Origin of the sequence: Flavobacterium sp. (genome assembly GCF_040402895.1) — a bacterium.
Classification (GTDB): domain Bacteria; phylum Bacteroidota; class Bacteroidia; order Flavobacteriales; family Flavobacteriaceae; genus Flavobacterium.
This window is the reverse complement of record NZ_JBBALR010000014.1, coordinates 1-11,506: the sequence shown is the minus strand read 5'-3', so window position 1 is coordinate 11,506 and position 11,506 is coordinate 1. Positions and strand designations below refer to the sequence as shown.

9 protein-coding genes are annotated in these 11,506 nt (G+C 31.8%); 7 read left to right on the top strand and 2 right to left on the bottom strand.

All coding sequences use genetic code 11. The features are described from left to right. Nucleotides 1–73 precede the first annotated feature (73 nt). The 3 genes from ABWP60_RS09210 (at nucleotide 74) to ABWP60_RS09200 (ending at nucleotide 6,288) form a co-directional block, all read left to right on the top strand. The gene (locus ABWP60_RS09210; protein ID WP_353151671.1) at nucleotides 74–1,516 is read left to right on the top strand and encodes a spore maturation protein; all 1,443 of its coding nucleotides are present in this window, start codon (nucleotides 74–76) and stop codon (nucleotides 1,514–1,516) included. 80 nt (nucleotides 1,517–1,596) lie between these two features. Beyond that, nucleotides 1,597–3,198: a fumarate hydratase gene (locus ABWP60_RS09205; protein WP_353151668.1), complete on the top strand. Its 1,602-nt coding sequence runs from the start codon at nucleotides 1,597–1,599 to the stop codon at nucleotides 3,196–3,198. A 138-nt stretch (nucleotides 3,199–3,336) separates the two neighbouring features. Beyond that, nucleotides 3,337–6,288: a S8 family serine peptidase gene (locus ABWP60_RS09200; RefSeq protein WP_353151666.1), complete on the top strand. Its 2,952-nt coding sequence runs from the start codon at nucleotides 3,337–3,339 to the stop codon at nucleotides 6,286–6,288. A gap of 207 nt (nucleotides 6,289–6,495) precedes the next feature. Here ABWP60_RS09200 and ABWP60_RS09195 read toward each other — a convergent pair whose 3' ends face one another. After that, nucleotides 6,496–6,948, bottom strand: coding sequence for a DUF1573 domain-containing protein (locus ABWP60_RS09195; RefSeq protein ID WP_353151663.1), 453 nt, complete (start codon nucleotides 6,946–6,948; stop codon nucleotides 6,496–6,498). A 157-nt stretch (nucleotides 6,949–7,105) separates the two neighbouring features. Between ABWP60_RS09195 and ABWP60_RS09190 the strand changes: the two genes are divergently transcribed. Together ABWP60_RS09190 and ABWP60_RS09185 are read left to right on the top strand one after the other, a co-directional pair. Beyond that, nucleotides 7,106–8,377, top strand: coding sequence for a sensor histidine kinase (locus ABWP60_RS09190; protein ID WP_353151660.1), 1,272 nt, complete (start codon nucleotides 7,106–7,108; stop codon nucleotides 8,375–8,377). After that, complete coding sequence (locus ABWP60_RS09185; RefSeq protein WP_353151657.1) at nucleotides 8,370–9,056, top strand: response regulator transcription factor; 687 nt, start codon at nucleotides 8,370–8,372, stop codon at nucleotides 9,054–9,056. Before ABWP60_RS09190 ends, ABWP60_RS09185 begins: the two co-directional genes overlap by 8 nt. Nucleotides 9,057–9,069: 13 nt before the next feature. Here ABWP60_RS09185 and ABWP60_RS09180 read toward each other — a convergent pair whose 3' ends face one another. Next, nucleotides 9,070–9,633 (bottom strand): CvpA family protein, encoded by a 564-nt coding sequence (locus ABWP60_RS09180; RefSeq protein ID WP_353151654.1) that lies wholly within the window; start codon nucleotides 9,631–9,633, stop codon nucleotides 9,070–9,072. Nucleotides 9,634–9,710: 77 nt separating this feature from the next. Between ABWP60_RS09180 and ABWP60_RS09175 the strand changes: the two genes are divergently transcribed. Continuing rightward, nucleotides 9,711–10,067 (top strand): hypothetical protein, encoded by a 357-nt coding sequence (locus ABWP60_RS09175; RefSeq protein WP_353151651.1) that lies wholly within the window; start codon nucleotides 9,711–9,713, stop codon nucleotides 10,065–10,067. A gap of 135 nt (nucleotides 10,068–10,202) precedes the next feature. Further along, complete coding sequence (pheS, locus tag ABWP60_RS09170; RefSeq protein WP_353151648.1) at nucleotides 10,203–11,222, top strand: phenylalanine--tRNA ligase subunit alpha; 1,020 nt, start codon at nucleotides 10,203–10,205, stop codon at nucleotides 11,220–11,222. Nucleotides 11,223–11,506: the final 284 nt, after the last annotated feature.

Here is an 11,506-nt window from a genome sequence, read left to right as displayed (position 1 = left end):
AAACCGTTCCAATTGATTTTGGAACGGTTTTTTTTTATCTTATAAAATCATACATTTACAAAAAAAATACAGTATGGTATTAAGTAGATTTTGGTTGGCTATTTTTATTTCTTCTATAGTATTTATTATAGTAAGCTTATTTGCAAGTAACACCTATTCCGTAGATTATGTGTTAAATGGGAAAAAAGATGATCCTATATTAATTTCGGAAAAGTTTTTAAATGAAATCCCTGCTTTTATTAAAGATAGTATTCAAAAATCGGAAGAAAAAACTTTTACTATCAATAGAGATACCTTAAATCCAGATACTACATACGTTTATAAAAATCAAACGGTAAAAATATACAGTGGCACACAAAAATCAGATGGTTTATTGCCTACTTGCAAAACCAGTTTATTTGATATTGTTCTGCCTCTTATGGCGTATTTGGCTTTCTTTTGTGGATTAATGGAATTGCTAATTATTTCTGGAGCATCCGAAAAATTAGCTAAAAAACTGAGTCCATTTTTCGCACAAATATTTCCATCTGTACCTAAAAATCACGAATCCGTTTCCTACATGACTTTAAATTTTGCTGCTAATTTTCTAGGATTAGATTCTGCCGCTACGCCTTTCGGATTAAAAGCTATGGAAAGTCTACAAACACTCAATCCAGACAAAGACAAAGCCAGCGATGCGCAAATTATGTTTATGTGTTTACATGCCGCAGGTTTAACTTTGATTCCAACTTCTATTATTGGCTATCGAGCAGCAGCCAATGCGGAAAATCCAGCAGATGTTATGTTGCCTTGCATCATCACCTCATTTATAGGCACCATTGCTGCCCTATTGATTGTAGGTGTCAAACAGAAAATAAATTTTAAGAGCGCTACTTTAATCGTTGGATTAATGACTATAATTGCTGCAATTACTGGATTATTATTTTATGTTAATGGATTAAATTTAATAGAAAAAAACTTCTTTACTTCTAATTTGTCAGGTTTAATGTTAATTGCAATTATTGGAATAACATTACTTTATGCTTTTACTAAAGAAAAGAAATTTGTAGAGCAAAAAACCACAATTTTTGACGCGTTTGTATCGGGTGCCAAAAACGGATTGACTACTGGTGTAACTATTTTTCCTTATGTAATGGGAATGTTAGTGGCCATTTCATTTTTTAGAAATAGTGGCTTGTTCGAAATTATGAGTAATGGAATTTCTTTTGTATTTTCCAATATTGGCGTAAGCAAACAAATTACTGATTCATTACCCGTTGCTATGTTGCGTCCTTTCAGCTCCAGTGGTTCGAGAGGATTTATGATTGATGCGATGAATACCTTTGGCGTAGATTCATTAACCGGAAGATTGAGCGCTATTTTTCAATGTAGTGCAGAAACTACCTTTTATGTTATTGCCGTTTATTTTGGAAGCATTCATGTAAAAAACACCCGATACACTTTAGGAATTATGCTATTAGTAGATTTAATTTGTGTAATTGCTGCAATTGCTGTGGCAAGTTGGTTTTTTAGCTAATAATAAGATTCTAAGAATTTGAAACTCTAATAGGGGATTTTTAAAATATTCCTTAACTTTACGCTTCAAAACTCAAACAAATGGACTTTTTATATCAAGACCCGTATCCTATTTTAAAGGACGATACAACCTACAAAAAATTAACTTCAGATTTTGTAAAAATAGAACAACTTGGCGATAGAGAAATCTTAGTGGTGGACCCTAAAGGATTAGAATTATTAGCGCAAGAAGCCATGGACGACGTTTCGTTTATGTTGCGTTCGGCTCATTTACAAAAATTAAAAAACATCATCGAAGACCCAGAAGCAACAGACAACGACCGTTTTGTAGCGTATAATTTACTACAAAATGCAGCTGTAGCCGTGGAAGGGCAGTTACCATCTTGTCAAGATACAGGAACTGCTATTGTGGTGGCAAAAAAAGGTGAAAACGTGTACACAGGTGTGGAAGATGGTGAATGGTTATCTAAAGGAATTTACAATACGTACCAAAATAAAAACCTTCGTTATTCGCAAATTGTTCCGATTTCGATGTTTGAAGAAAAGAATTCAGGTTCAAACTTACCTGCTCAAATTGATATTTATGCAAAAAAGGGAAATTCTTATGAATTTTTATTTTTAACAAAAGGTGGGGGTTCGGCTAACAAAACGTTTTTGTACCAAAAAACAAAATCGTTATTAAATGACAAATCTTTAGAAGAATTTGTTCGTGAACGAATTATGGATTTAGGAACAGCGGCTTGTCCACCTTACCATTTGGCTATCGTAATTGGCGGAACTTCAGCAGAAGCAAATTTAGCAACAGTCAAAAAAGCATCGGCAGGTTACTTTGACAATTTACCAACATCTGGAAACATGTCGGGTCAAGCGTTTCGCGATTTAGAATGGGAAAAAAGAGTACAAATTATTTGTCAAGAAAGTCAAATTGGAGCCCAGTTTGGTGGGAAATATTTAACTCACGATGTAAGAGTCATTCGTTTACCTCGTCACGCAGCATCTTGCCCTGTTGGAATGGGTGTTTCTTGTTCGGCAGATAGAAATATCAAAGGAAAAATCACCAAAGACGGAATTTTCTTAGAGCAACTGGAGACCAATCCAGGTCAGTTTTTACCTACAACAGCCCCACATTTAGAACCAGCTGTGGAGGTAGATTTAAATAAACCTATGTCGGAAATTTTAGCCGAATTATCCAAATATCCAATCAAAACCCGATTAAAATTAAACGGAACTTTGATTGTGGCTCGCGATATTGCACACGCCAAAATAAAAGAATTATTAGACGCTGGAAAACCAATGCCAGAGTATTTTAAAAATCATCCCGTATATTATGCCGGACCTGCAAAAACACCAGACGGCATGCCATCAGGAAGTTTTGGTCCTACCACCGCAGGAAGAATGGATGTTTATGTTGACGAATTCCAAGCTGCTGGTGGAAGTATGATAATGCTAGCCAAAGGAAATCGAAGCAAAGAAGTAATGAACGCTTGTAACAAATACGGCGGCTTCTATTTAGGTTCAATTGGAGGTCCTGCTGCTATATTAGCAAAAGAAAACATCCTGTCGGTAGAAGTTGTTGATTTTGAAGAATTAGGTATGGAAGCTGTTCGTAAAATAACGGTGAAAGATTTCCCGGCTTTTATTATTACCGATGACAAAGGAAATGATTTCTTTTCGAATTTGTAATCAGAGCCTAGTTAAACATAATTTAATGGATTAGATAAAATGTTAAAGTTTGGTAATTTAATATCATGATATTGTTATTAAAACTTTAATCAATATATTTGCTTACCAAAACTATAAAGTTACCTAAAAATAAATAAGATGAAAAATAAATTATTTATACTATTCTTAGTATGTACAAGTTTTTTCGGATTTGCACAATCTGAAAAAGATGTTATGAATATCATTAAAGATTATGATGTTGCACTAATTAAAAACAAATCAAAGGAATTCAAAATTTTAGAAGAAAAGGAAAGAACTCAGGCCTATAAATATGCGTTAGAAAATAATATTCCATTAAGTTATACAGATGATAAAGGGAATTTTCATCAATTAATGAAACTAACGCCAGATGGCTACCCAATTTATTTTTCTACTGAAAATCAAGCCGCAGCAAAATCTACTAGAACTGTACACTTAAATACCGGTGGAAGTTTAGGACTTAACCTAAACGGACAAGGGATGGTAGCGAGAGTTTGGGATGGTGGTACAGTTAGGGCGGAACACAATCACTTTGGTGGTAGAGTAGTTTCAGTTGATGATGGTGGTGGAACAACATATTCACAACACGCTACTCATGTAACCGGTACGGTTTTGGCAAATAGTACAAATTTAGCACATAGAGGAATGGCATATGAAGCCACAGGTAGAACTTTTAATTGGACAGATGATGAAACAGAAGTCCTAGATGAAATTTTGGGAGGGATGCTTATTTCAAATCATTCTTATGGTGTGCCTGTTACAAGTAGTACAAATGTAACTTTACCCGCTTGGTATATTGGTACTTATGATTCCGATGCAAAAAATTGGGATGAAATTGCTTACTTAGCGCCCTATTATTTAATGGTGGCGTCAGCAGGTAATTCAGGAGACGATCAAAATAATGCTGAACCAATATCTTTTGGAATTGACAAACTAACTGGAAATAAAACGGCTAAAAATAATTTAGTTATAGCAAATTGTCTTGATGCTACAGTGAATACAGCCGGAAATTTAACGGCTCCGGTAATAATTAATGGTTCAAGTAGTCAAGGGCCAACTGATGACAGAAGAATAAAACCAGATTTAACAGGTAACGGAACTGCCTTAACATCAACTAGTCATACTAGTAATACCTCAACCGTTTCATTAACCGGAACCTCGATGTCATCACCAAATGTGGCTGGTACCTTATTACTATTACAACAACATTATAATAATTTAACCACTAAGTTTATGAAAGCGGCTACCTTAAAAGGGTTGGCTTGTCATACCGCAGACGATTCTGGAAATATTGGACCTGATATAATTTTTGGATGGGGATTATTAAATGCTAAAGCAGCCGCACAAGCTATTACTTCTAATGGATTAAACGCCTGGATTTCTGAAGAAAAACTAAATCAAGGACAAACATACACAATTACAGTTAAGTCATCAGGAACAACTCCTTTAATAGCAACTGCTTGTTGGACTGATGTCCCAGGGGAGGCAAATAATGGACAAAGAGGAGCTAACGATTTAACTCGCGCACTGGTGAACGATTTAGATGTTAGAATCACAAGAAATGGAACCACGTATTTTCCTTGGAAATTAGATGAAGACCCAACTCTTGATGCAACTAGATTTGGCGATAATAACATCGACAATGTAGAGCAAGTAAAAATAGATGTTCCGCCTGCTGGAGATTATGTAATAACTGTTAGTCATAAAGGAACTCTTGTAACTAACAAACAAGACTTTTCATTAATTATTACTGGTGTTACTTCTGGATTTGCACTTATTCCTACTTCAAATGATCTAGAAGTTTGTGCTAATCAAGAAGCAATTTACACGTTTAATTATTCTCAAACAGGAACAACAACAACAAATTTTTCAACTACAGGCTTACCTACTGGAGCGATAGTTGTATTTAACCCTTCCTCAAGAAATTCCAATGGGCCTGTTACAATGACAATCTCAAATTTAACTTCAGTAAATCCAGGAAGTTACAATATAGGTATTGTAGGTAATAATGGTTTAGAAATAGAAACTAGATACAAAAATTTAAAGATTTTTAGCAGTAATTTTACCCCAATAACAGCCTCAAATCCTACTAATAGTCAGGTTGGAGTAGCTACTACAGTAAATTTAGTTTGGAATGCAAGTGCAAATGCTGAAACATATCAATTACAAGTTTCAACTTCTCCAAATTTTACAACTACAATTCTGAATGTTCAAAATATAAATGGAAATTCATATGTAGTGTCTAATTTAAGTCAACAAACTACTTATTATTGGAGAGTTTCACCATCAAACAGATGTGGAGCTTCAATTGTATCAAACGCAACTGTAAATAACTTTCAAACTGGTGTATTATCTTGTGGTAATGAATTTTCTGCTACTAACTTTTCAAATGCTTCAATCGCTAGTACTGCAAACGCGACAGCGTCAGTGCCAATTGTAGTAACGGGTGGATTAACTATCGGAGATTTAAATGTTTTATTAAATATATCGCATACTTATATTCAAGATTTTAAAGTTAAATTAACCGGGCCAGCTTCTATTGGAAGTCCAGTAATTACTCTTTTAGACCAACCTTGTGGTGATAATGATAATGTAGTTTGCACCATGGATGATAGTGGTATTCCTATTGCTTGTGCCTCTACTGTACCTGCACTTACAGGAAGTCTAATTCCTTCTGAAACACTAACATCATTAAATGGCTTAATTGCAGATGGAATCTGGACATTAACTGTAGATGATCCTTATAATGGTGACGGAGGAACAATTAATGCTGTAAAACTATTAATTTGTAACATTCAAGTGCCTCTTGCTACTGAAGATAAAACTTTTTCGAACTTAAAAATATATCCAAATCCAACAAATGGAATTGTAAATATTGATTTAGGCAATCAAAACTTAGAAAGTAAATCAGTTGTTAAGCTATTTGATATACAAGGTAGGATAATTTCAACAAAAGAAATGAATACTACGATAGATAATATCAATATTTCTAATTTATCTGATGGGGTCTATTTAATATCCATAGAAAATGGTTCCTCTAAAACAACTAAGAAAATTGTATTAACAAGATAATCAAAAAAAGGAGCTCTAGTTGAGCTCCTTTTTTGTGTAAAACTCTTTTAATTCCTGAATATTTGTTATCATCTTTCCTAATAAATTAGTAAAATATTGTTGAAAAGCAACTAAAGTTATTGCGCTGGACAATGTGCCGTGTAGAAAATATCAATAAAAAACCCGATAAATAATTTATCGGGTATCATTAAATAAATAATATTTTTATTATTTTGAAGCTGGTGCAGCAACCGCAGGTGCTTCATTAACTTTAACGGTTCCTTTAATCGTAATTGTCTTTGGAATGGTATTTTCTTCACTTGTAGTTACCGTAACTGTTTTGTGAAAAGCACCACCTGCAGCAGCATTATATGTAGCCGTTACTGTTCCTTTTTCACCTGGTTTGATAGCTGTTTTAGTGTAATTTGTAGCAGTACATCCACAAGAAGCTTTTACATCCTTTAAAGTAACATCTTTGTTAGTTGTGTTTGTAAAAGTAAATTCATAAGAAACTGGTTTTCCTTGTTCAATAGTGCCAAATTCGTGCGTTTCTTTTTCCCATTTCAATTGAGATGGTGTTTGTGGAGCAGCTGGAGTAGTTACTGCAGCTGGAGCAGCAGTTTGAGCAAAAGTTATTGAACCCATGAATAATGCAAATGCAAGTAATTTTACTGTTTTCATAATTATAATATTTAAATTAGTTGTTAATTAATAGTACAAATGTATTTATTTTTTTAATTAATGTTGCTAATCCATTATATTTATTGTGTTAATGAGTTGTTAATGATTAATTTCGCTTTACTATTTATCTTAATATCGTTAAAAATTTAGACCAGAAATGAAACTATCTCGATTTAATATTGTCATAATAATCGGATTTCTTGCCATTGTAGGAGTCATTATCATGCAATTGTTTTTAATAAATAATGCCCATAAATTAGCAAAAAAAGATACTGAAGATAAAATTTTCTTTGCATTACAAGACGTGCTAGAAAAACTGTATAAAGATAATTTAACAGGTTTATTAGTTTCTAATCAGGTAGAAAAAGTGTCTGGAAATTATTTTACCGTTAATGTAAACTATGAATTTGAAAATACCATTTTAGAACATTATTTAATATCAGAATTTGAGAAAAATAATTTAGATGTTGATTTTGAATATGCGGTATATAATTGCTCTTCGGATAAAATGGCGTTCAGCAACCACATCAATAGTAATGGCAAAAAAGAGCCTATTAAATGTCCGAGTTGTTTTACAAAAAATCCAGACTATACCTATTATTTTGCTATTCGATTTCCGGATATTGAACAAAATTATTTTAAGAATTTAAATCAATATTGGATTTTTACTACCGTTTTGTTTTTGGTATTAATTATTTATGTCTATTCCGTTGTACTTATGTTAAAACAGAAAAAATATACCGAATTACAAAAAGATTTTATCAATAATATGTCGCATGAATTTAAAACACCATTAGCCTCAATATTAATTGCTTCAAATTATGTTAAAGAACAAAACGAAATAAAAGACAATCCGAAACTGAAAAAATATAATCAAATTGTCGTCAATCAAACCAATAAACTAAATGAGCATATTGAAAAAATATTATATGTAGCTAAAACCGAAAGCAAACAAATGCTTATTGATAAAACCAAGTTTGAATTGATGCCTGTTTTAGACTTAGTAAAAGACAATATTTTATTAATATATGATAAAGAAATCACTATCAATATGATAGCTACGAAGACATTTGTATTAAAAGCAGATGAATTTCATGTGTACAATATTTTATTTAATTTAGTAGATAATGCGGTAAAATATTCTGGATTATCGCCTAAAATTGAAATTATAATTAACGAAATAAACCAACAACTTTCTATTCAAATTAAAGATAATGGTTGTGGAATTCCTCCTAAAGATTTACCTTTTGTTTTTGATAAGTTTTATAGAGTATCTCGTCAAGACATAAAAAATATTGAAGGTTTTGGCATTGGCTTATCGTATGTGAAAAAGATTTGCGACTTACATCGTTGGAAAATTACCATTGCTAATAATACGGATAAAGGAATTGTGGTTACGATGCTAATTAATCAAAAAGATTATGAGTAAAAAGAAAGTTTTATATATTGAAGACGAGGAAACGCTTGCGTTTTTAACTGTTGATAATTTAGAACAACATTTTGAAGTGGTGCATTGTACCAATGGTAAAATAGGTTTGAATCTGTTTTGCAAAAACCAATTTGACATTGTAGTTACTGACATTATGATGCCTGAAATGGATGGATTTGAATTGGCAACCGAAATCAGGAAACGCAATCAGGAAATTCCAATTATTTTTTTATCTGCAAAAACGATGAAAGAAGATCGTATTAAAGGGTTGAAACTTGGCGCTGATGATTATTTAGTGAAACCATATTCGATTGAAGAACTAATTTTGAAAATGGAAGTCTTTTTACACCGAAGTCAAAAAAACACAGAAAGAAAAATAAAAACCTATTCATTTGCTGATTTTATTTTTGAACCAGAAAATTATTTAATCAAAAACGAAACTACAAAAATAACACTTACAGAACGCGAAGCACAATTACTAAAACTGTTTTTAGACAACCCAAACACCGTTTTAAAACGAGAAAAAATACTTACGGAACTTTGGGGTTCCGACGATTATTTTTTAGGCAGAAGTTTAGATGTTTTTATTTCTAGATTACGAAAAATAATAAAAGAAACGCCGACTTTAGCTATTGAAAATATTCCGAGAGTGGGTTTTAAATGGGTAAGTGAATCATAAAATTTGAGGTTCATTACTCCTTTTTGTCTACATTCAAAGAGTCAGAACCTTTTTTGTTTTCAGGGGTTTCTTTTGTTCTTTCTTTTACTTCATCGTACCATTTTTCTATGTTTGGTGATATAAATTTAGAAACTTCTTGTACGGGCTGATAAAAGAGGGATTTATTTAAGGTTTCTTCTTTTACCAACACACTATTACTATTTATTTTTTGAAGTAAATTCAATAAAACTCCCAACATTAAAACGGTTTTTAGTATACTAAAAACTGCGCCACCTAATTTATTTAGCCAACCTAAATAGGCAAAACTTGCGATACTGGTAAAAAATTTTGCTAATAAATAAATGGCAATAAGTACTAAAATAAAAGTAATGGCAAATGCAATAATTTCAATATATTTTGGATTGGTTTTTATTTTTTCTTCTAAAGCCAATCGAACAATGTGCGAAAATTTTATAGCTACAAAAATGCCTACAATTAAAGAACTAAAAGAGGCTATTTCTACAAAAAGACCATTTTTTAATCCATTATATATACTGTATCCTAACAAAATGGCAAAAACAATATCAATAAATTCCATAAATTATTTATATTTTATAAAAACAAAACTACAAAATGCAAACCTCAAATACTATCTTTGTAAAAAACAAAATCTAAATGTCAAGAGATATACAATTAAAAGAACGTTGGGAAAAAGTAGTAACTTTTTTATCTGAAAAATTTGCCGATGGTGAAGTATTAGATTTAGATGCCATAATTTATTTAATTGGCGTGCAAGAACTAGGTAAAATAAATATAGAATTTAAAAAAGACGAAAAAGTTAACCTAATGCATATTGCTATTTGTAAACTATTAGAACCTTACGGATATTACGAATTTGAATTTTTTGATAAAGAGGGCTGGCCTCATTATAAAGTAGTAAAAGAACTTCCAGCACTAAAAGCTGGAGAACAATCCGTTTTAATGAAAGACGCCATTGTGAATTATTTTTTAGAAAAAGAGATTATTGAGTAACTAGTGATAAGTAAAGAATCACTAATGAAAACCTTTAAATTAAACTTGCGAATCCCTTTTTACTTTTCACTAATTACTTTTTTATAGACTAATCGCTAAAAAATACATAAATTTGCAGACTATTACCTTTTTATAATGATAAACAAGATAAAACAACATATTGAAGATGCCAAAGCGTTTCAAACTGAAGACAAAAGTACTTTAGAAGAATTTCGTATTAAGTACTTAGGAAGTAAAGGTTTGCTGAAAGATTTTTTTGCCGAATTCAAAAACGTACCAAACGATCAAAAGAAAGAATTTGGTCAGGTAGTTAATGAGTTGAAAAACACGGCAGAAGAAAAAGTAAAAACCATTCAGGAAGTTTTGGAGTCTAAAACAGAATCGGTACCGCTTTTTGGCGATTTGTCTCGTCCAGGAAATCCTATTCATATTGGTTCTCGTCATCCGATTTCTTTGGTCAAAAATCAAATTTTAGATGTTTTTTCAACCATTGGTTTCAATGTGTCTGAAGGACCAGAAATTGAAGACGATTGGCATAACTTTACCGCATTAAATTTACCAGAATACCATCCCGCACGCGATATGCAGGATACCTTTTTTATTCAGACTAATCCCGATGTTTTATTGCGTACGCATACCTCATCTGTACAGGTGCGCTATATGGAAAACAACAAACCGCCGATTAGAACCATTTCTCCGGGGAGAGTGTTCCGTAACGAAGCCATTTCGTCTCGTTCGCATTGTATTTTTCATCAAGTAGAAGGGTTATATATTGATAAAAATGTATCGTTTGCCGATTTAAAACAAACGCTATTATATTTTACTAAAGAAATGTTCGGAAAATCAAAAATCAGATTACGTCCCTCTTATTTTCCCTTTACAGAACCAAGTGCGGAAGTAGATATTTATTGGGGTTTGAAAACCGAAACCGATTACCGTATTACAAAAGGAACAGGTTGGTTAGAAATTATGGGTTGTGGCATGGTAGATCCGAATGTGTTGAAAAACTGTGGTATTGATCCTAACGAATTTACAGGTTACGCCTTCGGTATGGGAATCGAAAGAATTGCTATGTTATTATACCAAATTGGCGATATTAGAATGTTTTATGAAAACGATGTTCGTTTCTTAGAACAATTTAAATCTAGTTTATAAAATAAAAAAGCTTATCAGAAATGCTAGGCTTTTTTGTTTTCCCTTTGATGTGAAAGTTACAATTTTAATGCGATGATAATTTACTTAACTATAATAAAATTATCGGTTTGAAACATTATTAATTTACATAAAAGATTTAATTATATCTCTAAATAGAAAAAATAGAAAAACTAAAATTCCAATTGTAACTTCACTTTTATATTTTTTAAGAAAATTAGTTATCATAATTTTTAAGATTTTTATTTACTATGTAAAAATAAAAAAAATTCAAATAAATTTAATAA

Coding starts and splice junctions, on each gene's coding strand:
- ABWP60_RS09210 (WP_353151671.1), top strand. CDS start 74: ATGGTATTAAGTAGATTTTGGTTGGCTATTTTTATTTCTTCTATAGTA.
- ABWP60_RS09205 (WP_353151668.1), top strand. CDS start 1,597: ATGGACTTTTTATATCAAGACCCGTATCCTATTTTAAAGGACGATACA.
- ABWP60_RS09200 (WP_353151666.1), top strand. CDS start 3,337: ATGAAAAATAAATTATTTATACTATTCTTAGTATGTACAAGTTTTTTC.
- ABWP60_RS09195 (WP_353151663.1), bottom strand. CDS start 6,948: ATGAAAACAGTAAAATTACTTGCATTTGCATTATTCATGGGTTCAATA.
- ABWP60_RS09190 (WP_353151660.1), top strand. CDS start 7,106: ATGAAACTATCTCGATTTAATATTGTCATAATAATCGGATTTCTTGCC.
- ABWP60_RS09185 (WP_353151657.1), top strand. CDS start 8,370: ATGAGTAAAAAGAAAGTTTTATATATTGAAGACGAGGAAACGCTTGCG.
- ABWP60_RS09180 (WP_353151654.1), bottom strand. CDS start 9,633: ATGGAATTTATTGATATTGTTTTTGCCATTTTGTTAGGATACAGTATA.
- ABWP60_RS09175 (WP_353151651.1), top strand. CDS start 9,711: ATGTCAAGAGATATACAATTAAAAGAACGTTGGGAAAAAGTAGTAACT.
- pheS (WP_353151648.1), top strand. CDS start 10,203: ATGATAAACAAGATAAAACAACATATTGAAGATGCCAAAGCGTTTCAA.